The sequence below is a fragment of the Enterococcus sp. BWB1-3 genome (assembly GCF_016745275.1).
GTDB lineage: Bacteria > Bacillota > Bacilli > Lactobacillales > Enterococcaceae > Enterococcus_L.
On the sequence record NZ_JADOEP010000030.1, the window covers coordinates 25,363 to 49,592 of the forward strand.

Annotated in this window: 18 protein-coding genes and 2 pseudogenes; 1 reads left to right on the forward strand and 19 read right to left on the reverse strand. The window is 39.0% G+C overall.

Annotated features, from left to right (window positions below; all coding sequences use genetic code 11):
• Window positions 1-5 precede the first annotated feature (5 nt).
• The 4 genes from IW492_RS15765 to IW492_RS15780 form a co-directional block, all read right to left on the reverse strand.
• The gene (locus IW492_RS15765; protein ID WP_202068825.1) at window positions 6-284 is read right to left on the reverse strand and encodes a PTS sugar transporter subunit IIB; all 279 of its coding nucleotides are present in this window, start codon (window positions 282-284) and stop codon (window positions 6-8) included.
• Between the two features lie 216 nt (window positions 285-500).
• On the reverse strand, window positions 501-974 hold the full coding sequence (locus IW492_RS15770; protein ID WP_202068826.1) for a PTS sugar transporter subunit IIA: 474 nt from the start codon (window positions 972-974) through the stop codon (window positions 501-503).
• Window positions 975-1,018: 44 nt separating this feature from the next.
• Window positions 1,019-3,037, reverse strand: coding sequence for a BglG family transcription antiterminator (locus IW492_RS15775; RefSeq protein WP_202068827.1), 2,019 nt, complete (start codon window positions 3,035-3,037; stop codon window positions 1,019-1,021).
• Window positions 3,038-3,304: 267 nt separating this feature from the next.
• The gene (locus IW492_RS15780; RefSeq protein WP_202068828.1) at window positions 3,305-3,673 is read right to left on the reverse strand and encodes a hypothetical protein; all 369 of its coding nucleotides are present in this window, start codon (window positions 3,671-3,673) and stop codon (window positions 3,305-3,307) included.
• A gap of 473 nt (window positions 3,674-4,146) precedes the next feature.
• Between IW492_RS15780 and IW492_RS15785 the strand changes: the two genes are divergently transcribed.
• Complete coding sequence (locus IW492_RS15785) at window positions 4,147-4,446, forward strand: hypothetical protein (RefSeq protein WP_202068830.1); 300 nt, start codon at window positions 4,147-4,149, stop codon at window positions 4,444-4,446.
• 136 nt (window positions 4,447-4,582) lie between these two features.
• Here IW492_RS15785 and IW492_RS18765 read toward each other — a convergent pair.
• The 15 genes and pseudogenes from IW492_RS18765 to IW492_RS18455 form a co-directional block, all read right to left on the reverse strand.
• A pseudogene (locus tag IW492_RS18765) lies at window positions 4,583-4,687 on the reverse strand (transposase family protein); the annotation flags it as partial.
• A gap of 349 nt (window positions 4,688-5,036) precedes the next feature.
• The gene (locus IW492_RS15795) at window positions 5,037-5,537 is read right to left on the reverse strand and encodes a hypothetical protein (RefSeq protein WP_202068832.1); all 501 of its coding nucleotides are present in this window, start codon (window positions 5,535-5,537) and stop codon (window positions 5,037-5,039) included.
• Between the two features lie 119 nt (window positions 5,538-5,656).
• Window positions 5,657-6,088 carry a hypothetical protein gene (locus IW492_RS15800; RefSeq protein ID WP_202068833.1) on the reverse strand — a complete coding sequence of 144 codons (432 nt, stop codon included), beginning with the start codon at window positions 6,086-6,088 and terminating at the stop codon, window positions 5,657-5,659.
• 514 nt (window positions 6,089-6,602) lie between these two features.
• On the reverse strand, window positions 6,603-9,857 hold the full coding sequence (locus IW492_RS15805) for a CDP-glycerol glycerophosphotransferase family protein (RefSeq protein ID WP_202068834.1): 3,255 nt from the start codon (window positions 9,855-9,857) through the stop codon (window positions 6,603-6,605).
• 35 nt (window positions 9,858-9,892) lie between these two features.
• Window positions 9,893-11,020 (reverse strand): UDP-galactopyranose mutase, encoded by a 1,128-nt coding sequence (gene glf / locus IW492_RS15810; RefSeq protein WP_202068835.1) that lies wholly within the window; start codon window positions 11,018-11,020, stop codon window positions 9,893-9,895.
• Window positions 11,021-11,185: 165 nt separating this feature from the next.
• The gene (locus tag IW492_RS15815) at window positions 11,186-12,694 is read right to left on the reverse strand and encodes an NAD-dependent epimerase/dehydratase family protein (RefSeq protein ID WP_202068836.1); all 1,509 of its coding nucleotides are present in this window, start codon (window positions 12,692-12,694) and stop codon (window positions 11,186-11,188) included.
• 175 nt (window positions 12,695-12,869) lie between these two features.
• Window positions 12,870-15,701 (reverse strand): 2-succinyl-5-enolpyruvyl-6-hydroxy-3-cyclohexene-1-carboxylic-acid synthase, encoded by a 2,832-nt coding sequence (gene menD / locus IW492_RS15820; RefSeq protein ID WP_202068837.1) that lies wholly within the window; start codon window positions 15,699-15,701, stop codon window positions 12,870-12,872.
• 12 nt (window positions 15,702-15,713) lie between these two features.
• Window positions 15,714-16,907, reverse strand: coding sequence for a polysaccharide pyruvyl transferase family protein (locus IW492_RS15825; RefSeq protein WP_202068838.1), 1,194 nt, complete (start codon window positions 16,905-16,907; stop codon window positions 15,714-15,716).
• 36 nt (window positions 16,908-16,943) lie between these two features.
• Entirely contained in the window at window positions 16,944-17,936 is a 993-nt protein-coding gene (locus IW492_RS15830) for a hypothetical protein (protein WP_202068839.1), read from the reverse strand.
• A gap of 2 nt (window positions 17,937-17,938) precedes the next feature.
• Window positions 17,939-20,626, reverse strand: coding sequence for a glycosyltransferase family 2 protein (locus tag IW492_RS15835; protein ID WP_202068840.1), 2,688 nt, complete (start codon window positions 20,624-20,626; stop codon window positions 17,939-17,941).
• 47 nt (window positions 20,627-20,673) lie between these two features.
• Window positions 20,674-21,069 carry a glycerol-3-phosphate cytidylyltransferase gene (tagD, locus tag IW492_RS15840; protein WP_202068841.1) on the reverse strand — a complete coding sequence of 132 codons (396 nt, stop codon included), beginning with the start codon at window positions 21,067-21,069 and terminating at the stop codon, window positions 20,674-20,676.
• Window positions 21,070-21,241: 172 nt separating this feature from the next.
• Window positions 21,242-21,602: pseudogene (locus IW492_RS18170) on the reverse strand (NAD-dependent epimerase/dehydratase family protein); the annotation flags it as partial.
• 84 nt (window positions 21,603-21,686) lie between these two features.
• On the reverse strand, window positions 21,687-22,865 hold the full coding sequence (locus IW492_RS15845; protein WP_202068843.1) for a CDP-glycerol glycerophosphotransferase family protein: 1,179 nt from the start codon (window positions 22,863-22,865) through the stop codon (window positions 21,687-21,689).
• 15 nt (window positions 22,866-22,880) lie between these two features.
• Entirely contained in the window at window positions 22,881-23,690 is an 810-nt protein-coding gene (locus tag IW492_RS15850) for an ABC transporter permease (RefSeq protein WP_202068845.1), read from the reverse strand.
• 15 nt (window positions 23,691-23,705) lie between these two features.
• Complete coding sequence (locus IW492_RS18455; RefSeq protein ID WP_202068847.1) at window positions 23,706-24,179, reverse strand: LysM peptidoglycan-binding domain-containing protein; 474 nt, start codon at window positions 24,177-24,179, stop codon at window positions 23,706-23,708.
• Window positions 24,180-24,230: the final 51 nt, after the last annotated feature.

Below are 24,230 nucleotides of genomic sequence, written 5' to 3' on the forward strand. Positions count from 1 at the left end.
ATGAGTTATTCACTGCAAATATCAATCAGCTTTTGAAGCTCTGCTTCCTGTCCCATCCCTGTTAAAAATGCAATACCATTAATGACAGGAATCGGATACTCTTTTTTTGTTTTTGTAATTGTGATATATGCCACGCTTGAATCCATATAACGATCTACTGATTTCAAATCCACCGCCTCCACATAAGCATCTACTTTCCGTTCTTTTAAAAGACGACTCACTTTACTTGCAACAGTCTGAGATGTTGCCACTCCGCTTCCACATGCTACAATAATTCTTTTCATCTTCTTCCTCCTGATCTGCTGAACAGCTTTTAAGTATAAGCCTTACAGCATTTTTATCTGTCTGATAATTATTTCTTTTTTTGATACTGCCATTTTTTTCTTAAAATAACTCTGAAAATTCCCACCAAATCTGCAACAAATTCCTCCTGTCTCTTTCAGCTGTTGACTCCTGCCGTACACATGCATCTATTTCTGCTGCTATTTTTACCCTGATAATTATTCTGGCTGATCAAAATTCTTTTGAATAACAGCCATGACTTCTTTGCACGTTCTCACCTCTAATAATTGCTGCACAGCTTCATCATTTGATAAAAGATTCATCAGCTTCTGCAAGGCGATCACCTGATCACCGTTTTTCAGAACACCCAGCATAAAGATTAACTTTGCCTGTATTTTCCCTTCAGCAATGCCCATCGGTTCAAATTCAATACTTTTTTGCGGAATAATCACTGCAATAAATGGTTCGTTCAGATTCTCCGGATCAGCATGCGGGATTGCGACTCCAACTGTTGTTGTCTGAATCCCCGTGGGAAACTGTTCTTCTCTCTTTAAAATACTTTGATAATAGTTCTCTTTCACATAGCCTTCTTTGAACATGTAATTGTTAAACCATTTAAACAATGCTGTTCGATCTTCCAGTTCCTGTTCAATAAAAATCAGCTCTTCACTAAATAGTTCTGTCCCCACCATATTTTTCACCTCTTTATGTCTTTTGAATAATACATTTTTTACTTTTATGTGATTGTACTCAGTCCTCGTTCAATCAAAGAAAAGAGGTCTTCGTCCAATCTCACATTACTTAACTCTTTCTGTATCTCCTTTTCCAGAAAGAGCTGATTTATTGTTAAAAGCCACTCCACATGTTGATTTTCAATGGATGGTGCCAATGCAATCACTATTTGCATATTCTCTTGATTCGGCAGCTGTACTTTTTCTTTTATCAAAAGAATCTGATAGTCCGGCTTTATCACGCCATATTCAGGCTTTGCATGCGGGAGATAGCATTCATGGGCAATCATCATATAGGGATAGTCCTGATGGAAAATTTCTTTACATTCGCTAATGTATTCTTTCGTAACAGAATGGCGCTCCTCTAAAGGCTGGAAGACCTCAGTCAATGCCTCATCCAGAGTTGCTGTTTCAATGACTGTGACATGTTTCGGTGTCAAGCGAAAATAATCTTCTTTCACAGCAACTTCCTGTTGATTATTTTGGGTATAAAAGCTTTCGATGCGCATAAACGCATCTTCCTTACAAAATTCTGGAAACAAGTCGCTAAGATAGCCAAACAATTCTTTTGTCTTTTTAGTTACGTCCTGATTAATAGCAAGTTCCACCTGCATTTTGATTTTCTCCCTTGCCTCTCTGTCTAAAACCGGCGGCACTAAAAAAGTCGTAATTTCTGTGTGAATCGGAATGGTTGTAAATATAAAATCAGGATCAAAACCACTCTGAGAAACTTCGTGAATAGCATAAGCTCCAACAAATTCTATTTTTGGAAACAGCAGCCGCAGATTTTCCAGTAAAAGCTTGGAAATAGACATACCGCTGCGGCATAACACCATCGCTTTAAAAACCGGTGCTTCAGTTTCTTCAGCAGTGTGCATCATGGAACTGACCACAATCATTGCAATAAATACAATTTCTTCTTTCGGGAACGCTCTTCCTGTAAGCTGTTTAAATACGGTGACTCCTTCCTTAATCTTTGAATACAGCGGTTTATATTCTTCGATAAAGACATCAGTCAAAGGATTCTTTATATTCATACTCAGCAGACACCGATAGATTGCCGGTCTTAAATGGAGCAGAAGCTTCTCTTTCAAGCCTTCTCTGCTGCGAAACTGCATCACGCATTCTTCTTCCAAAAAGACAATAAACTTATCCATCGCCCGTACAAGCTCTTCACTTTCCGACAGGCTCAATTTTCTGTTAATCATTGTTGCTGACAGAATTTGCAGAACCAGGTACAACAAATCATTCTCATTTAAGCCGAAAACATTTCTGAATATATCTGCATACATCGGAAATTCTTTTGTATTCTTGATATCATATTTCTCAAATTTAAAATGCCAGTTACTTGTAAACAATTGCGCCCTTCGAATCAGAAAAGCCAATACCAGCGGCAATTCTTCCATACTTTCCTCTGTGAACGTAAGCTGCGCTTTTTTCTGAAGATGCGCCAGTCTTCTTTTTAGCAAAAACACTTCGTATTCCTGAACAAACCCTGTTTCCAGCAAAAAATATTTACCGGAAGGCTGCTTTAATAAATTTTTCAGTATATTAACTAATTCATTTCGAATGATAAATTCAGATCCAAGTAAGGTATATCCCGATTTTCTTGAATATTTCAGGAATATTCCACTTTCCTCCAAGTCTTGCTTCAAGCGTTTAATATCTGCCAATGCAGTATTTTTGCTTACAAGCAGCTGATCCGCCAGTTCCTGAAGATTCAAATCCTCTTCACTTAACAGCAAATTCAAAAAGAGAAGGGCTTTTCGATAATCCGCTTCATAATAAGTAAACAGTATCTGTTTATGCTTTTTAAGATAGCCATAACATTTTTCCCGATCTTTATCTGATAAATAAATCTGCTGATTTTCAATACCAAGTTCGGAATTGAGAGTATGGTTGATCGTCTTTAAATGTTCTATCAAATCCATTTGTGATAAAAGATTTGAAGACAGGAGTTTCTCTATCACTAGGTTGTCTCTTTGCAGAATATCTTGAATCAAGGCCATTTCCAAACTATCCATCATTGTCACCCGCTTTCTAATTCTATCTTAACTGAATAATTGGTGTATCCTTTCTGTTTTCATCACAAAATGTAACCGCTATCTTTTTTTGAATTGGGATGTTCTCCTTTTCTTTTTTATTTATTCCTTATAAAATGTGAAACAATTCCCTTTTTTGACTCTAAACTTTTGCTTAGCTGTTTTCTCCTATATTTTCTATCAGAAAAAAGTGTCTCCCACGTTTAACAGACAGTAAAAAAAGGAGGCGAGTTCATAACTCACATTCACCTAATCCTCTGACATAAGCTGATTAAATTCCAAATAATAGCCGTCTAAAAAAGGACCCAACCCATCAATGATACAATGGAGGATTGGAAAAATAATTGCAACAGCTCTGATCTTGTATTTCTTTTCTATTTTTTGACCTTCCGCTTTCAGCTCTCTGTTAAATTCCTGCTTTTCAAAGAAAGAGAGTAGAAAAATCCCTATGGAGATAATTACGACTGCTCCAAACTGAATGCCGTCCATTGTACCTCCCAGTAAAAAGAAAGTCAGCAAAGTTGAAACAGCACCCGAAAAGTTGCTTATGGGAGAAGAGATAGATAATTTGATATAGCGCAAACCAAAATAGCCGATTGCCATTGATAGAATATACATCAAAGAAACCGACAAATAGAGAATTATATTACGTCAATCATAGGCAATCCCCTCATAAATGACATAGTAGAACAATACATGAAGCCCCCTGACCAGACCAACCATTACAGTCGTTTTTGTTGCAGTAAATCAGTCTCTCTGATTATTTCCTTTTTTGTAAAACAAATCTGCTGCTCGCCATGCCAAAACTGTTAGCAGTGCAGGTAGAAACCACATGCAGACACCCCATTCCCTTAAACATTTTCATCTTTAATAAGGTAAGGTAAAGGATAGAGACGGTCAATAAAAATATTGTCGTATCATTATGTTTTCCTATCTAATATTTCGAATTAGCTTTTATAATGATTGTTATTGGTTTAGCAGGGTTGACCTGCTGAAACTATTTCCATTTAACAACAGTTTTTCACCAGCTTTTCATGACAAAAAATCCAGAACATGATAAAATACTACTGAACAAAGTGAGGTGAAATGATGTGGTAGCATTTATTATTTACTGGGCAGCAATCCTGGTATGTATTGCATGGGGTGTATTAAGTCTCGGCTTTTCAGTTTTCTATCTGTCTCGCAAGGAAAATGGAAACCTTTGGGCTTTCGCTTTATTCAATGTACTTGCTGGTATTGTATTAGCAATTGTATTGGTTATTTATAAAACATGGGATTTCGATATCACGACTTATTCAAGTCTGATCTACGCTATTTTAGCAACATATGGTGTAATGACTGTCTTACAGGCGATTCTTGGGAGAGAACCTAAAACACCGGCTAAAGCATAAAAAAAAGGGCTCATTGTCAACTAGTGTTGGTGCAAGAAATTCAATAGGATAAAGTCAAGCAGTTAGGAGATTGTCTAGCTGCTTGTTTTTAGTTTTATGTCTTGATTCTATTGGGGGGGGGGGGCTCCTGCCGACCACTCATCGAGTCAACGGCTAAAAAAGTTCGTTGACAAGCTTTACAAAAGAAGCGTTGCTTTTTGATAAAAAGAATCGTTTTATACTGACTGACATCATTAAGTAAGACAGGCATTAAATTGAAAGCATATCCGATCATTGATTCGTACCTTTTAAAAATAGTTTTCCTCAAAAGTTAGGCTAAGGTCTAGAATATCTAAGATTTTTTTGACATGATTTAAATGAGGCATCTTGAAACACTCCTTTGAATTGGTTTTCTTCGACTTTAATTCTACTGGATTTTAAGATGTCTTTCCTGTTTTTTTAATTAAAAAAGCGTCAGTGACAATCATGCCACCAACACTAGATTATTAATAGAGCCTAAAAAGTAAAGATATCAAGATTAGTCTTTTGGAATTCTGTATTCTCCAACGCATGCTACTAAATCTATGCGTCAGATTATTTCCCGCTTCCATCTATTCTTCCACTTCAATCACTTCAATGTAACTAACCGCCAATGCGTTACCAGCAGTTATAAAACTAGACGCCGTCATTCCAAAATATTGTAAATCTTCATATGCTACTGTATATTGAGTAGAAAATTTTGTCCATTGTTCTGCATACAATTCCTGTTTAGGGAATTTTTCAATTTGACCTGGCCCATGTAGAAAAACCTGAACTTCTACATCCTCTGAATACTTTATACAAAACGTTATTCTGTATGTTTTCCCTTTTTTCATTTCTTCCTTTAATTTAAAGCTCAACCATCGCATTTTGTGCTGTGGACTTAAGGCGCCTGTCCTAACAAACTCGTAAAAATTATTTCGATAAAATTTCCGGATTGACCAATAGTGACTATTTTTCAAGTCAGGTAAACAAGCGGTGCCAAAGTCTTCGAGATTCCCATTTTGAAGTTCTTTTTCATCAATCTCCACTATCTTGTCTGCCAACAGAGCACCTAATTTTTCATAACCCAAATCAGTCAAATGTGATCCATTTATCCAGACGGATTTGCCAAATGTATGTGGCCGATCAAAAACACCTAACTCTGATTGAAGATCAAAGAACGTAAAATGTCTCAAATATTCTGGGTTATCTAAAATAATTCAGAAAACCATGTCATCAGAACAATGACGTCTCCGCCTTTGGGTGCATGATATTTAATTGATTTCCACATCTTTACATAATTTGGATGGCCGCCATTACCAGCATTGATAACCGCGTAGGGTGGAATATTATTATAATAGGTGTTCAGTTTATTCTGCAATGCACTTTGAATAGTATGGTCATCATCAGTGTATGATCCTAAGCAGATAGAATTTCCAAAAGTGTAAATTTGATTAATTGAATAACCATGAGTATTCTTCACTATACGATACCCATTTTCGGCATTTACATATTTTCCATGTCTGTCTTCCAAAAAGTGAATACCCTCTTGATTTCTTATTGTATTAAATATTCCTTTTTCAAGCATCTCAGAAACATATTCTTCATCTTTTTCACGCTCCAAAGCATAGATATCAGACATTTTCTTTAAGTGCTCTTCCTTGCTGAGAGTTACCCACTCCTTAAAAAAATTACATTCTTCTTCATTTTTTTGGCGTAGTCTAAAACATTATCCAATAGTAGATGCTTAATCCTTGAATAATTAATTAGTTTGGTAATATGTTTTAGATTATTTGAAGCAAGCTTAGTCTGCGCTACCATAACAACCGGCATATTTTCATCCGGTAATTCCTTGACGCCTTTTAAAATGTTACTCCTTATTCGCTCGCCAGTATTCACCTTATAATTTCTTACTTTATCACCAAAAACATGTACAATTTTTATCGGACTCCAGAAACTTTACGCCCAGACAGTAGGAACCAAATCGTCATTGTATACAACGTAATATCCGTAACACCTTGATTAACATAGTAGTCAAAAACACTACTACCTATGGTATTGAGCACTATTAAGTCCTTCAATACATCCAAATCTTTAATCACTTTACTCCATCCTTTACTTTTCACATTTCAGCCACCACCATCACCTAGCCTTCATTATCCGATAACAGTATAAAAACGCTGTAACGCAGCCTCATTATAGGCAACATAGTCAAATACTTCAAAAACCAAATTGGGATTCAAAATATTGAGCATCCCTTGTTTGAGACTTTCAGCATCTGTGCCCTCAGTCAGGAGGCCATACGTGCTTCCTTCACCCAAAACGTAGGCATTCTGTGGAATATTGGTAGCAACCACCTTTAAGCCAAGTGCCAGAGATTCTAAGAGAACCATTGGCTGCCCTTCATACAGAGAAGGTAAAATAAAAACATCCATCAATCTCAAAATAGGAAAGGGATTATCTACTTGCCCTAGAAAAACGACTCGTTCGGCTAGATCCATAGATACTACTTCTTTTTCAATCGCGGAAAACAACACCCCTTCACCTAGCAGATAGAGTTTTGCCTCAGGTATATTTTTACATATGTTACTGAACGCCTCAATGAGCCCAGAATGATTCTTTTCAGGAGAAAAACGTCCCATCATTACATAGTTCACGTCAGTAGGTGCCATTTGGGCCTTGACCCAGTTTAGCACAGGGTCTTTCTGTCTCTTTTCACCAACATCGGCTTGCTTTAACAGGATATGACCCTTTCGTTTTATCCATCCTAGAATTTTCTCATTTTCTGCTAATAGATCCCACTGAACATTTTTCACCACTGCCTGAGCAATCGAATGATATGTTTTAAAGGGCTGTGGTAAATAACCATTCGATCGAATATAGCTACCAACAAGTCCTTGTGGCTCAGAATAAATGACTAGCAGTTTTTCATCGTCGAAAGCCACTTTGTACTTTTCCTGATCTAGCCGATCCATCACCGTCAAAAGATGCTTTCTATTCTTGAGCTTAAAGTACCCTTGCATTAGGGAAAGTGGGGAAATCTCATGCCAATTCGCTAAGGCCTTCTCTTCCACCCAACCTAAGGGAGTCTTACCATCTTTGATAAAGTAGTATTTTCCGCGTGTAGTTTCACATTGCTTTGTCACCCAGACATATCGCTTCGATAAATATTTCAAATAGCTTCTCACAAACACCTCAGAATCACTTCCAGGAATTCCTGAGTAGATAAGACAATTCTCTTTTCTTCGAATACTTGCGACCAAATGAACCTCTTTCTCAGAAAAAATGGAACTGCTCTCCAAGCCCAGCAGATTCTCCTCGGCTAACCAACCAACATAAATATGATTGATCAATACCTTGTGGAAGCTTGCTTGCTCCTCTTGGTACTTTGCAACAGAAATTATTTGATCCCTTTCTTTCAATTCATATGTTTCTGTCTGGTCTGTCAACACATCCTGTAGGCTCTTACCAATGCGGACTGTCATCGGTGTACTCACCAAAAAGTGGCTGTTGACTACTTCAAACTCCAAAACATTACCATCAGACGAGATCTCTTCAGGGGTAAAGAGCTTTTTCAAATCCAGCAGATTGGTGACATAGCTCATTCTAGTTGTCCCAATATACTTAGATAGTTTTTGCTCATTAATCTGCATTAAGGATTCAGAAACATTTACAATTTCATCGAATAAATGGTATGAGCAAAACATCGGCTGCATATTCTTCAGGTGGGGCTGCTGCCCAGCCACTTCCTTATGGGAGTCCTCCCACAAGTCATTATGCTGAAAGATTAGCTTTTTTGGGGAGGATGAAAATGCAAAAAATTTAGCCCAATAGAAACTATAACCGCTGAAGTCAATCACCACATCAAAGATAATCCCCGAAAAAAGACGCCGGCTTTCCCTTTTGTAAGCTGCTTCCGGATACTCTTTCACTTGCTTATTTTGCTGTATTTCTTTGTTACGCAGTTCTTCCCTTTTGGTAAAAATGGGGGCACCTGGTTTAAAAATGATACGCACTTGTTTGGGAATCTTCATGATATTGTTCAGTGTTTGTCCATTGGGTGCTTGTGTAAAAACGGTGATATCATACTTCTGGTGGTCAATCGTATTGACCAAATTTAAGAAGCTTGTAGTAATCCCATTATTCATCATGCCGCCTGGATAGATGAGTATTTTTTTTCTTTCAGGCTGCCGAAGGGATAGCTCCTTCATTTTTTGAGAATCGACTTTCCGTGTACCAAAAATGCGTTCGACCACTCTCTCGGTCACCTTGCCATCATCATAGGGCGTCATCTTGTCTTTCATCGCTAAGTATTTTTCTTGATAAACGTCGGTAACTTCCTTGATCTTCTCAATGGTGTCCTCAACCTCCATAATGGTTGAAAGAATCGGGCCAGGCAGTTCCGACATATCAAAATACATGCCGCGTTCATTTTCGTACAAGTCCTGATCCCAAGCATAAAAGATGATTGGTTTTTCAGTAACTAAATAGTCAAAAAAGACACTTGAAAAATCAGTAATCAAAACATCCGTCATTGAAAGAATACGATTTGCATCATGTCGGTCATTGATCAGCACTCCGCGAAGCTCACTGCGTTGATTGACTTGGTTAAACACATAAGGATGCACTTTCAACAACACATTGTACCTACCCTGAAAGAAGTCTGAAAGATGCAGCACCTCTTGGATTGTCTGTTCTATGTTATTTTTGGGCGAAGAGACTGAGTCTCCTCGCCATGTAGGCATATATAAAATATTCGGTAGCTGCGGATCAATCTTAACTCCCTCTGTCAGAAGTTCTCCAACCAAGACATCTCTATGCGTGCCGATAGTCAAATCAATTCTTGGATACCCGCCTTCCAAAATCATCCCTGGGTAGAGCCCTTTCAAGCGATAGCTTTCCGAAAAGACTTCCGTGGTGTGCGCATTCGGTGTTAATAGATAGTCCGTCATCAAAAGGTTTCTAACCACGTTTTGAGAATGGGAAGGGTCTCCTGGGATATCATATCCCATAGACTTTAACGGGGTTCCGTGCCAAGTGTTGATATAGATTTGATCTTGGCGCTTAGAAAAAAATGAAGGAAATGTCGAATTGTTAATCAAATATTTCGCCTGTAACAGACACTCCACATAACGCTTGGAATTCCGCAGTACGAGTTCGACTGAACTGCGAAGGTTTTCCGGGATTGATTGTAACAATACTTTGGAATGCTCATTGATAACCCAAACATGTTTGAGATAGTTATATTGTGGATCTACAGCCAGCTTCATAAAAATAGCTAGAGGTGAATCGGTAATTGATCGCCCATCACGGCTCTCATACAAGACTAGATGATCATCAATCTTAGCAGATTCATAGCCTAGTGCATACAGATGTCTTATCTTTTTATTAGAAATCACTTGTGACCTCACAATGCCTTTCCTCCATCCTCTCAATGTATCTAGTATTACTCAAATTCCTTTTGAACTGCTTTTAAAGCTGCTCCAAATACCTGATCCATATCATAGTATTGATAGGCCCCAAGACGACCGCCAAAAAGCACTTGATCCTGAGATTTCGTTTCATCCTTATATTTCTTAAAAATCTCCGAATTCTTTTGATCGTTAACTGGATAATAGGCTTCTTTAGTGCGATCCCATTCTTGAGGAAATTCATGGGTAAGGATCGTCTTTCCTTCGTCCCCTTTTTGATCAAAGTGCCGCCATTCCATCACACGAGTATAAGGGGTTTCCGCATCGGTATAGTTGATCACTGCATTTCCCTGTGCATTCTCTGTATCTAAGGTTTCAGATTCAAAGCGAACAGAGCGATATTCCAGTTCACCGTACTTGTAATCAAAGAAGGCGTCAATCATCCCTGTGTACACAATACGAGGGAATTCTTCTAGGAACAGCTCCTTTTCACCAAGGAAATCAGTATCCAAATGGACGTCGATCAATGAATGATCTAGCATCCTTTCGAAGATAGGGGCGTAACCATCAACGGGAACCCCTTGGTAACGATGATTGAAATAGTTATTATCAAAAATGAAACGTGTTGGCAGACGACGAATAATAAAGCTTGGAAGCTCAGTGGCTTTGCGACCCCATTGCTTTTCAGTATAACCTCTGATCAGTTTTTCATAAATATCTGTTCCGATCAAACTGATGGCTTGCTCCTCCAAGTTTTTCGGTACGCCTGTGATTCCAGCTGCTTGTTTTTGTTCCTCAATTTTAGCTTTCGCTTCAGCGGGTGTTTTAGTACCCCATATTTGATAAAACGTGTTCATGTTAAATGGCAGATTATAAAGCTCTCCCTTGAAGTTGGCGACTACCTGATTAATGTACCCATTAAACTCAGTAAACTTGTTAACGTAGTCCCAAACTTCTTTGTTGTCGGTGTGAAAAATGTGCGCACCGTAGTCATGAACATTAATTCCATGCTCTTTGTGCGTATACATATTGCCGCCAATATGGCTACGCTTTTCGATAATGAGGGATGATTTCCCCCGCTTGGCAGCTTCATGCGCGAAGATTGCTCCGAAGGGCCCCGCTCCAACGATCAGATAGTCATAGCTTTTTGTATTATATTTCATTCTTCTTCTCCTCTGACTTTGTAATGATAAGAAACAATTATATCTCAAACTCGCCCAAATTTTGAAGGAAATTCAAAACTATTCTTTATTTGAACACGTTTATAAAATATTATATTAAGGTATAACTAATAAAACTCAAGCCGACTCGAGAATACATTTATTTCACTAAACATCAACTTTACTAACCAAACACTTCTTTATAGAAATGCTATTTCCAGAAATAGGGATATCAGTAGCCGTGAATGAAAGAAACTCCAAGCCCGCCTGATCAACAATGATATCATACTCGACAGTTCTCCATTGATCTGTCTCTACACTTATTTCCTCTAATTTTTGTATGTTTCCTCCACCGCTCAAAAATGGCTTGATAAAATCAGGGCCACTAACTTTTAATACTAATTTCAGCTTATATTTTTTCCATTGCTGGAGAAGCTGACCTAGCCGAATATTCACCCATCTATTTTCACCTTTTGACGGTTTTCCAAGTACATGAGTATGAATACGAACTAATTCAGTATAATCATTCCAAGGTAGAGCCCTAGCTTTCCATAAAGAGTTAGAAATCGCGATATCGAACCTTGCTATCCTTTTTTCTGATCCATCTATCGATAATTCTTCTAATCTTTTTATTTCAGCTAAATAGATGCCTTTTGGCCCATCTGCCACATTTGTTAGATTAACTCTTGAATTTGTGTGATAATCAAGAGCTGCATGGAATTCCCAACTTCTTTGAGAATTTAGATAACGAGATCGATTGATTTTTCCTAACTCATCCTTCAAACCTTCTAACAAAGGCTTGAAATTCTCCTGTCGTAAGCCTGTATATGCTAATATTTTGGAATTATCTAAGACCCGATCATACAATCGATCGTACAGGACTTGCCATTTTCTTTTGGTTATCCTCATATAGTCATTCAAATTAATTGGCACACAATCTAAATGAATAACTTGATTGTAATAGTCGGCTACTTCTTTCCAGGTATGATGCTCTGCAGTCACAACATTAAAATCTTCCCCAAGAGATTTTTTATTTCCAATTAGGCCAACAATCATTTTGGCGACATCCCCTGCCCAGGTCATTGTAGTGCTCTTATCTAGCATAGGTTCTGCAATAATAGTTGGTACTTGACGAAGGGCTCGTCCTACAGTCAAATTCGCTTCCAATGCTCCTAATTGAAAACGTTCCTTTGAATACGTGATTGAAGGACGAATAATTGTCCAATTCCTTTTACTAGCGTTTCTTAGAATGACTTCCTGTCGTGCCTTAGTAAGTGCATACTCATCTGTCTTAAGATATGCTGAATCTTTTACAACATCAAGAAGCTTTGGCGAACGCTCAGTAATTACTTCATCTTGGTTCGCAAAAACGCGATAGCTCGAAAGAAAGAAATAATGTGAAGACAACTCAAGTAACGATTCACATCTTTCTTCAAATTCGATAGTCGAATAGACCATAAAGTCAATAATTACTGAAATAGTATTGCCATCGCATATTTCTTTAACAAATTCTAGGTCATGCCCGTTTCCTTGAATGTAAAAAAGATTTTCATTTTCACTTTCAATTTTTCTTCGTGAGGTTACATAAACTCTGTAACCTGACTGAAGTAATTCAGGAACAAGATACACCCCCATGGCACCAGTACCTCCAATGAGTAAGACATTCTTTTTATTCATTCTTTACGTTCCTCTCGAGTTGATTGTACAGCAACAGCAAAGGGCACTTACAAAATGAACGTCCGTTTGAATGAAATCCCATGTATGACCGCTCATCAGCCACAATGCCTACTTTTGTCACCCTCTATTTTTTAAGAGGCTGGGACAAGTTCACTTGTCCCAGCCTACCATGATTTTAGATGAACACTTCGAAAAACATAGACTCATCTATGTCGCTAGAAGTAAATCTCTTCAGGTTCGTATCAAATCCATCTTTATCTTTTGAAGATAGGTAGGTGAAGCCTAAAGATTTGACCCATCCTTCAGCAATTGTCGCATGCTGTTGAGTTATGCCAGGGCTCCTATAGTGCTTCAGCAATCCTGATCCACTGTTATTCAACAATACAATTCTTAAGTTCCCTCTCAGTTTCTTGTTCCAAACTGAATTCATGTCATAAAAGAAACTCATATCGCCGATCACCAAGAAAGCCAGTTGGTCTTCAGACGCTAATTCCGCTTGTCCCATGAAGCTTGAACTTGATCCGTCGATACCATTTGTTCCCATGTTACAATACACTTCGAATTGCTTTTCTGGTTGAAGCGCCTCTGTATGGGCCATCATAAAAGTATGACCTACGCCTAGATGATAGATCGAATGCTCAGGCATGCTCAACATTAACTGCTGTGTAATATACTTTTGGTTGTACACGGTGTGCGTAGGAGCTGGATGTTTAAGATCCAGTTCCTTCCACTTATTCAAATACTCTTTGTTGTTTGAAATATCTCCCGTATGATCAGAGAAATATTCAAAGAACCAATCCTGCGTACATTCCAAAACAGACGTCAAGTGGAAGTATAGATCTGCTATGTTTCCATCAGGCGCTACTCTCCAATGTCTCATTGATTGTGGCGCTCTTCTAAGCTTAAAGTTAATTGGATGATTCATCACTGACTTACCACCAACTGTGATGACAATATCAGGTAGCAGCTCCTTATTAAACTCAAGCTGTTGCATTGCTCTTAAAGAATTGAATGAATGGACCACATTTTCACCCCAAAGGTTTGAGAGCCAATCTGCCAAGATCACACAATTATATTTTGAAGCAAAAGCATCAATCTTTTCCTGCTGCTTCACTGTCGGCTTGAAATTTTGTCCGTAAAGAATCAAAATTCGCTTGCTCTTCTTCAAGTGAGTCACGTACTCTTGCCATTTTGTATCAGCATCATTTCTGGTGACTCTTCGAATCATTTTCACTTTTGGAAGTACATAAACTTCTTTTGGAGGTGCAATGTTTTCAACTTTGTCAAAAGGCATATTAATATGCACGGGTCCAGAGCCGTTATGAGTAGCTTCCAGAATGGCTTCAGAAACCAGTCTTCTTGTTTCCCACTCGCTTCTTGGACCTTCGGTCACAGGCGTAGTAACTGATTTTTTAACAACCTTTCCATACATATCATTCTGAGGAATCGTTTGATCCTCCCCTTGAAATGCCCACATAGGGTATCTATCTGCGGTGATTGCAATTAATGGAACCCCTTGGAAAAATGCTTCGGTAATAGCCGGCAGGTAATTACTGGCTGCTGTCCCACTCGTGCAGATCATCGCTACGGGCTCACCCAGCTTCACAGCAAGTCCCAGTGCAAAATAGCCTGCACTTCGTTCATCCGTTACATGATAACTCTTGAATAGTTTTGTATTGTTTTCCACAAGACGAACCAGCGTTAAATCACGTCCCCCCGGTGAAAGCACAATATGCTTTATCCCATATTCGTGCAATAATGAAACAAGTATTCTTGCTTTAACAGTATCTGGATTTTTCAAAACTTTGGCAACCATATCTTCTTGAACAACATCCTTTGTTGCAGCAGGTGCTTTTGTTGTCGGGATGGAGGCAGTAGAACTTGTTGGCAATATTTTTTCTTTTTTCTTCGGTTCACTTAATGCTAACTTAAGCCAGTTCAATGATTTTTCTCGTTCAACAGCCACTTGTCCTACAGCTTTAGTGTAGTCAATGCTATAGCTGACATTCTCATTCTTTTGGATTTCCTCGTCCGTAGCCGTCTCATAAATTCTGCGTGAATCACCTAAGCCAAAGAGATCCATCAAATTTTTAAAGCGGTCAGCTCCTCGTTTATTATTAAAGAAAACTGAAAAAGGTTTTCTAAAGATAAATGAAAAACAAGAGCCGTGGAAACTGTCTGTAATCACATACTTTGCATTCTTATAGGCATATAAATAGTTTTCTGGTTTGACTTCTGAAATGACTTCAAACATCTCTTCGTTAAATACTTTCCTAGCAATAGCCAAGCTCTGCTCACTGGCATCCGTAATAACTACAACTTTTGTGATTCCAAGCTTAGAAGCACTTGCATTTATGACACGTTTCTTCTCTTCGGTCGGATCTAGGATGAATGACAAAAGGTAATCGCCCTCAGGTCTAGTCGTTGCTCCTTCAGCCAACTGGCTAAATTCACTCTGGTCTAATAGAAACACTGGATCTAAAACTTGATCAGTATAGACACCAAAAACATTTTCAGCGATATCAACAGCGTAATTTTCCCGTACGGAAATAGCATCAAATCGTTCCAAATTGGCTTTGTGTTTTGAAATGAATTCTGGTTTGAATTTATCTTTGTTCGCGTTTCCGAAAGAAGTCGCGTATGCGATTCTTTTCTTATCGTCATCGGTGAAGTCTAAAAAGAGATCATCATTCACGCGTCCGATATGAGGATTCCACAGCTGATCGCTTCCGACCATAAAGGTGTCAGCCAGCTCATTTAAATTTTTATTTTCTGAAAAATGCTGCTGTTCAGTGAAGTTGTATCCTTGACGTCGAGCGAAGTTCATCGGCTCAATATCTGTGCCCCATTTAACACGCCAGCCATTGTACCCCAGTGCCTCGTGAATCATCACAACTGAATAACCCATGTTTGTCACGGCCTTATTAAAGGAATAGTAGGTTAACATAGAGCCATAGTTCTGCCCATACCACCATCCCAAAATTCCAACATCATACTTTTTTGCCATAAAAGGTTCCTCCTATTTTAGAATGTCTCGACTTAAGATCGCAATGGTCTGTTTCAAAATTTCATTCTCTTTTTTCAACGCCTCAACCTGATCCTCCAAGCTAACTATCGGCACAGCTTCTGAGAGTACTTTTTCAAACCATGTTAATGATGCTGTCTTCCTCTTGCTTACATTATTTTTGCCTTGTTCAAAATCTATTTGTAAAGAAACGTTGCTATTTGCATTCAAGTCATCCAATGTATCTGTTTCGTAGATCCTTCGCTGTTCGCCCAACCCAAATAGATTCATTAGATTGACAAAGCGATCAGCTCCTCGAACCAGGTTATAAAATGCTGAAAACGGACGTTCAAAAATAAATGCAAAACATGAACCGTGAAAACTATCTGTGATAACGTAGCCTGCATTCTTATAAGCATTCAGCCAATTTTCTGGCATATTGTTCTCTACAATCGTAAACGTATCACCGCCGAATATCTTTTCAGATGTCCCTCTATCCTCTGGATTTGCCAGCACAACAATCTTATCAAAGTTAAGCTTTTTAGCTGCTGCTTCAATTGCTGACCGTTTTCCTTCATTGGGATCTAGGATGAACGCTAGTAAATATTTTTCAGGAAGTTTAAACTCAGATTTTTCTGCTAATTTGACATAATCAACTTGTTCCAAAAGAAAGACTGGATCGACAACCTGTTTCGCTTCAACATGGAAAATATCTCGAGCGATATCTACTGCATAATCCTCACGAACCGAAAGTGCATTAAATTTACTCAAATCCTTTTGATGACGCTCAATAAAATCAGACGAGAACTTGTCCGTGTCTCTGTTTCCAAATGAGGTACCGTACGCAAATCTTCCGTTTCCATCAGAGACAAAATCTAAAAACAAATCATCGTTCACACGACCAATCAATGGATTCCATAGTTGGTCTGAGCCAACCATAAAATTACGACAAACTTCGTTCAACTTTCCCATTTCTGAGTAGTGAACCTGTTCTGTGAAGTCATACCCCACACGACGTGCAAATTCCAACGGAGCTATGTCCTCTTCCCAGTGAACTCGCCATCCGTTGTATCCAAGTGCTTCGTGAATCATCAGTACTGAATAACCCATTTTTTTAAGTGTCTGGTTAAGTGCATAGTAGGTTAGCATAGAGCCATAGTTTTCTCCATACCACCAACCTAGTACACCGATATCATAATCCTTGTTCATCACTTTCCTACCTCGCTGTTTTCGAATTTATTTCGTCTATTCAAACACCCTATACGAAGAGCGGTGCAGCCAATCCTTTTTGAACTGGTTGTAGCTTTCTAGCCAATTCTTCTTGTCCTTTTCTGAAAGACGTTTGCTAAATGAGTAGTTTCCAAACAGCGGAAGTGTCGTCTTCTTCTCAGATTCGTCACCAATGCGCAAAATCACACCTTCACGGTCAAACCAGAACAGCTCGCAATCATAGAATTGGTATACAAAGCGATCATTGGTGTAGGGGTGTATATCCATGAAAAGAGCTTCAGAAATTTTATAACAATCGAGATGGTAGCATCGCTGCTGATTGTTCACCTCAACCCCAAAGCAATAGTTTCCGAACACCGTAATATTTTGCAGATTCACTGTTCCGCTTATTGTAAAGTGCTCTCCGACTTTTTCAACTTTATAGCTGTCAATTGCAAGGTTGTTTTGTTTTTCGCGATCTACCAAAAATAAATAGGGACTGATGCTACTGTCATCAGGAGCAAACCGATTTGAATCGAAGGTAATATCCATCGAAAACAGCAATCCTTTTCTTGAAAGCTCAATTTGATTCATAACTGCGCTATAAGGGATTCTCAAAGTATGGGTGTCCACTTCAAACTTTGCAGCAGATATTAACATTAGCTTTCCCCCTAGATTCAGAAAACCATAGGTATTCAACAAACTACCCTCTGGAATACCAAAATCAGCATAGCATTCCCACAGGTGTTTTGACTGACGCTGGGCAAAGTGGAAGTAACCCAATCCGCTCTCTGTAGTAACGCCTAGAATTAGCTCTGACAACGCAGGTACATCCAATTTCCCAGGAAACAATTGAACCATGTTTCCTTCTATTTTATAACATGTCTGCTCAATTTTTTGAACACATTCATTTGCAAAGTTATACAGCCCCATAGCCAACACAGTGATCGGTTCACGCAATTCGAGTTCAATGGTTTGCTCAGTAAAAACAGGCATTTGGATAGGGATTAATTCATAAACTTTTTTCACAGCTATTCTCCTTTAAATTTGATGTACTTCTGATTTGATGTTACGTAATTGCCGTCATCAAGTTTCAATCGAGGATAACCTTTTTCTGAGATAGCAAATCCCACAGCATTTAACACTGTTTCCTTCTTGTAGGTTCTTGACTTAAAGCGATTGCCAAAATTCGGTGAACGATACCCTTTCTCTTGCTTGCTCATCACGAGGTACTTGCCTGAACGCACGCAATAGCTTGAAATATTCAACTCATCATTCAATAAAGTAACACCTGCTTTTTTAGCAGAGACATATCGGTCTTTGGCGATAGCAATACTGTAATCACCTGAACTTGAAATATCAAAGCTTGTCGCTACTAATAACGTTCCTTTCGCTAATACAACATCCGTCTTTATCTCATCCGTCATCTCCTCTGATGTGTATACTGGTAATTCATCTGCTACGACAATGAAGTTCTTTCCGATATGGTAGTACTCATCATCAGGCAGCTCATCATATTTTTGAATATTGGAACGAATACCAGAGATGTATTGATTCTCACCTATTTGAAGCATGAAGCGATTGTCATCGGTCATCAACACCATTTCCACTATCAAAATATCGCGATAATTCAACACCTTGGTTACCGAACTACTAAACGAAGGAGTTTCATACACTGGCAACTCCCGCACAATAACATAATAGGCGCCCAGATCAAAGATATAGTCTTCCTCTTGTTGGATGGTGACCGGCATAACTCCATCAATAGATGCAGAGATGAACTTGTCTCCTTCCACACCTAAAGCTGGAAGAAGTTTTTCTGAAAATACAATGCGGTCCGATAACACCACCTGATCCTTAACATAGCCAAAGTCAAATTTATCGTTCTTTAACAACTCTGGTGATTTATAAATATCCACTGCGTCAAGAACACGTAGGTACCCCGTTTTCAGATGGTACTCTTTGGATAAGCGTTTGACCATCTCGTTGTTCACATATGCAGGTAATTTCTGTGTGTATTTTAAATCAATTGTTAAACGATCTCCGTTTTCCAACAAGAAGGCATACTCCCCACCCGTTAAAAAGGATGAGTCAACAACCGTCACAACTTCTCCGATTGCGAAAGCTTTACTACTGTCTATCAGATCTCCGGTGAGTTCCTTGGTAATCAGATAATTACCTGTATCGACCTTTATTCTTTCGATAGCGACACTATTATTGATATTGCGGATAACCGTATCTTTGTCTGTCAACTGCTCAACTTGATTAATCAAGATCGGGTTATCATGATAGTTATTCGATCGGATAAACACTTCATATGCATCATAATCTAGTTCCTCATAAAACTCACGGCTGATGGCAACTTGATAATGTGTTCCCTCCAAGTGTTGAATAGGAACAGTTCTGCTGTCCCAAGGATTGTGCAGACTTCTCAATTCACAGAAGTTCATGTGTTCATTTGTGTATATGTTAAAATCCAAAATGATCTGCTGATCATCCACCAAAACATCGCTACCTTCAATCCGGGTATTAACTTCAACCTTGGGAAGGTCAGCGTTATCGGGAACATAGTAATAATGATCATCAATTAACTCCAGCCTTTTATCAAAGAATGGAAGGGAATACCATTCATAAAAACGAACTAAAAAATCAAAATCGCGTGTTTGAAGAGCTTGCCAAACGATTTTACGCGCATTTGTTTTGAAATAATCTACAGGATCAAAACTCAGCTCACCTAGATATTTTTGAATCATATCAGCAAAGTGAGCAACTTTTTCCTTGTTAAACCCGTAGCCTGTATCCCAGCGAAGAGCAAAGTCCAGAACTAGCCATTCCAACCGCCTTGCCATGAACTTCTCCATAGAAGTATCCATTGCATAGGTGTTCTTCAAATAAGACAGAGCACGTAACCAAGAAATCATAAAGGTTTCGTTCACCGACTTACTCAAACTCATATTGTCATCATCACGATTCAAATAGGTAATGAGGGCCTTTGTTTGAGAAACTGTTTTAGAAAAACGCAACACTTGAAGAAAAAATGTCACATCATCCGCCACACGCTGATTGATAAAATGAAGGTTGTTGCCATAAACTATGGATGCTCGAACCATGTTCGCCTGCGGCCCAAGCCAACTATAGAAATCATACGGAAGGTCTTCGATGGAGCGATTCATTGTATCCAGTTCAATATACGACGGATCGCCGCGGAACAATTCCCCATTTGTGCTTCGCATAATCCCACCAAAAGCAATGCCATCCCCTGATTTATCCAGAAGATTCGCCAACATTTCCAGCCCATCGAGCGCATACCAATCGTCTGCATCCAGGAAAACAAGATATTCACCACGCGCATTCAACAGACCTACATTTCTTGGTCCATGGGCTCCACCAGTATTTTTCGACAAATGATAGATTTCCACATTAGGGTATCTTTCTGCGTAAGGTTTGACTACAGCCAAAGAATTGTCTGTCGAGCGATCGTCAATAAACATCACTTGTATGTTATTAATTCCCAAGGTCTGATTCATCAGTGAGTCCATCATTCTAGCCAAGTAAGGCTCGTTATTATAATTGGCAATAATCACTGAAACTTTCGGCTTGGAGACAGTGATCTTAGAAGCGTATAACTTAAATCCTGGAAGCTCTTCCTTCCATGAAACGTCATCTAAAAGATACTGATATTCCTTGAACTCATCTCTAATGCTAACATCTTTTTCCAACTTTGTTCCTCCATTTAAATGTTCTATACTGCAGGGTTAAACTATAATTAGTGTGTCAAATCCCTTTTTATCTGTGTCGTTGACACCTCTGGGGTTCTAGGTAGATAAATCACCTGGGCAGTTGTCTGTTCCTCAATAAAGTCAAACTTCCCTGCCCAATCATCCCCCATCACAAAGGTATCTACATGGTACTCCTTAATATCTGTAATCTTTTGTTCCCAACTATTTTCAGGAATCACCAGATCCACATAGCGGATGGCTTCCAAAAGGTGCTTGCGCTTATCATAGGGAAAGTAGCACTTTTTCTGTTTCTCACTCCAATTAAACTCATCTGTGGAAAGGGCAACAATCAGATACTCACCTTGTTCTTTGGCTCTTCGCAACAAATTAATATGCCCGTAATGAAGCAGATCGAATGTTCCATAAGTAATTACACGTTTCATCGTTCAACTTCCTTCTTTTTGACTTTACAAAATTCCAGTCCGTTCTATTGATTACCTGACAATTCCCATCCGAACGCTACTTACTGAGGCTTATCCTCGGTCTTCGTACCCTCCAGGGGAACTGTGCCAGTTCCATAATCTGCTTGATATCTGTGTACATTGGAATCCAAAGGATTGGTGTTACTTCCGGTTTGCCATAGATGTCTGCAGTACTTGAAAAGACCAGTTTCTTCACTTGAAATTCCTGCATGACTTCCAAAAGAAGCTACATACCGTACACATTATTGTTGAAATATTTCAATGGGTATTCAAAAGACTCACCCACTAACGAATTGATAGCAAAATGAATCACACTATCGATCGTTTATTTTTGAAACACACCTCTTAAACATTCTTGATCCCTTATATCTACTGTGTAAAAAGTGAGCACCAATGAAACAGCTTTCCTGTGGCCTAATGCTAGATTATCCACTACTACCACTTCGTAGCCTTTTTTGACCAGCTACCACATGGTATGGAACCCTATACATCATATATCCAGCACCACCTAAAACTGAAATGACAAAGCCCCTTTACAAAAACTATATTTTGAATCAGCTAAGCAACTGATAAAGAACTCAAGTTTTATCAGCAATTTTATTCAATATTTCCTGAGAAGCCCCGGCTTCTGAAAGATGGACAAACTCCTTTTTGAATGCCATATATCTCTGAAGATAATCCAAGTGACCGGTGCTTAGAAAATAGCTAACTCGACTTACTAATTCCACTTCTGTTTTCACCACAGGTCCCGGCAGAACGGGTACCGGATCAAAATAGAACCCCCGTATCTCTTCTCTATATTTTTGGTAATCATACATGTAAAAAATCATTGGCTTGTCTGTAATCGCATAGTCGAACAGCACTGATGAATAATCAGTGATCAGGAGATCAGCGATAACAAGGAGTTCCTTAACATCTTCATACGAAGAGCAATCAAGTACCCGTTCACCATATTGAGACAAATCCAAGGTCTCAGCCACCAAGTAATGCAACCGTACCAAAATCACTAGATTTTCATCTGTTTGAAGCAGCTCTTCGAATGGAAAGCGATTGTCAAAGCGGTACGCTCCTTTGACAAAATAGTGGTCATCCCTCCAAGTTGGTGCATAGAGAACAATTTTCTTATGTTGATCAATCTTCAGCTTCTTTTTTATTTCCCGACGATTCTCTTCCAGATTCTTCTCATCTACCAGTAGATCATTTCTTGGGTATCCTGTTTCAAGTATCGTTCCTTCAAAGCCAAAAGCTCCTTGAAAAATGTTGCTGCTGTACGAATTAGGAGAAATTAAATAATTCCAGCGCTGCGTTTCCTTAACAAAAGCCTCCTTATAGGTCTCCGTCTCTATACCTGGCATTTTGACGGACTGTATATCCAGTCCCAATTTTTTTAGCGGTGTGCCATGCCACGTTTGAATATACGTGGTTCCTTTCCCTTTCTTCATCCACAAAGGCATTCTTGTATTAAAAACCCAATATTGGGCTCTAGGCATGGTGCACAGCCATCGGATACCTAAACGAGAAACATAAGGAACATTGGCGTCGATAAAGGGCTGTTCATAGCCTTTTTTCACCGCCCAGACACAATGATACTCTGGATGTGCCTTTTGTATATATTCATAAATGGCTCTGGGATTATCGCTGTATTGCTTCCCATGAAAGCTTTCAAAGAAAAACAGGTTCTTTTTTGGAAAGTAGCCTAGAATTGAAAATAAAATTTCAACAATGGTGTGATAGACTGCCTCAATAATCTTTTTCAATGTGCGTTCATCCTTTTAAATGTAATCAACGAACTTGGCTCTAAACTTCAAGTGAAGGTGGGAACCGACAATCAATAGGACTAAAGCCATCAGCCAGAAAATCATCGTGTAATTGCCCTTTTCCCAAAACCACCCTCTCGATAGGAAACTATCGCGAAATCCCTCAATGATATAATAAAAAGGATTCAGTTTCATAATTCTGATCAACCCAAGAGGCAAATTACGGTTTTCAATGTTCCAAATAGGACCTGATACATAAAACAACACTCGGAAGATCGATTGCAACATGATTTGGTAATCACGAACCAAGGTTGTTAAAGTGGCATTTAAGATACTGAATGAAAAAATAAAGATGATCATTGCCGCAAAGTAGTATAAGCTTTGCAGCCAATACAAGGTTGGATAGATGCCGGCACTAAGTAAAAATAGAAATGTAATAAGCAACATCCAAAAAAAGTTGGTTAGGCCACTGACCATCGAAATGGAAGGCAATGCGCTAACTGGAAACTTCATCTTAGCAACCAACCCTACATTGCGGTAGATACTGTTAGAGGCCCCTAAAATGGCTCTACTTATGAAAAACCATGCGGTTATCCCCACAAGCATCCAGACAATGAATGGAACCCCACTGATCTGACGACCACCGTTGACACCCAACCCAAAAATCATGTAGTAAATGCCAATTTGAATCATCGGATTGAGAATTTGCCACATAAGCCCAAGATAATGGCTTTGGTAGGTGGCTTTCTCTTCGTACTTAGACATGCGAAATATGATGCCCAGATTATTCAATTGTTCTTTGATAATAATGACTACTTCTTTCATACCCTACTCCTTCTGTCAGTACCCTTGTGGGATAGTCAGTACCTGTCCCACATTGATAGCAGTCGATTCCAATCCATTTGCCAACATCAGTGCATCAATTGTTGTCTGATACTGCATAGCTAGGCCATCCAGCGTGTCACCTTCTTGCACCGTATAGGTGCCTTCGGAAGTGATGCTGCTTTCAGTGGTGAGAGGCGCTTCCGACAAAGAAACAGTTTCCGTTACACCTCTTGATGCATCTGGCTCAGTTGACTGCGCTGGCGATGTAGGCTTACTAGATTGGGTCGCCTTGTGTGTGCTGGCTGGAGTGCTGGAATGCGTCTCAAGCGTAGAAGAAGCTTTTGGCTCCTTAAGTTTCGATTTTTCCGGTTCACTCGGCTTATTCAAAATCGTTTCAAAGGGGTGCATCACTACATAGGAAATAGCCCGGCCACTGAAACTAACCATACACAGGAACAGAGTAATAAGCATTAAAACGGCTAAGAGCACCCGCGTCCCACCAGACATGTTGCGCCCCACTTGGATCGGTTCTGTATCCTT

What these genes read in the sequence shown, in the direction of transcription:
- IW492_RS15765 (WP_202068825.1), bottom strand. Translation starts at nt 284, where the DNA reads ATGAAAAGAATTATTGTAGCATGTGGAAGCGGAGTGGCAACATCTCAG.
- IW492_RS15770 (WP_202068826.1), bottom strand. Translation starts at nt 974, where the DNA reads ATGGTGGGGACAGAACTATTTAGTGAAGAGCTGATTTTTATTGAACAG.
- IW492_RS15775 (WP_202068827.1), bottom strand. Translation starts at nt 3,037, where the DNA reads ATGGATAGTTTGGAAATGGCCTTGATTCAAGATATTCTGCAAAGAGAC.
- IW492_RS15780 (WP_202068828.1), bottom strand. Translation starts at nt 3,673, where the DNA reads ATGTATATTCTATCAATGGCAATCGGCTATTTTGGTTTGCGCTATATC.
- IW492_RS15800 (WP_202068833.1), bottom strand. Translation starts at nt 6,088, where the DNA reads ATGTCTGATATCTATGCTTTGGAGCGTGAAAAAGATGAAGAATATGTT.
- glf (WP_202068835.1), bottom strand. Translation starts at nt 11,020, where the DNA reads ATGAAATATAATACAAAAAGCTATGACTATCTGATCGTTGGAGCGGGG.
- IW492_RS15815 (WP_202068836.1), bottom strand. Translation starts at nt 12,694, where the DNA reads ATGAATAAAAAGAATGTCTTACTCATTGGAGGTACTGGTGCCATGGGG.
- menD (WP_202068837.1), bottom strand. Translation starts at nt 15,701, where the DNA reads ATGGCAAAAAAGTATGATGTTGGAATTTTGGGATGGTGGTATGGGCAG.
- IW492_RS15825 (WP_202068838.1), bottom strand. Translation starts at nt 16,907, where the DNA reads ATGAACAAGGATTATGATATCGGTGTACTAGGTTGGTGGTATGGAGAA.
- tagD (WP_202068841.1), bottom strand. Translation starts at nt 21,069, where the DNA reads ATGAAACGTGTAATTACTTATGGAACATTCGATCTGCTTCATTACGGG.
- IW492_RS15850 (WP_202068845.1), bottom strand. Translation starts at nt 23,690, where the DNA reads ATGAAAGAAGTAGTCATTATTATCAAAGAACAATTGAATAATCTGGGC.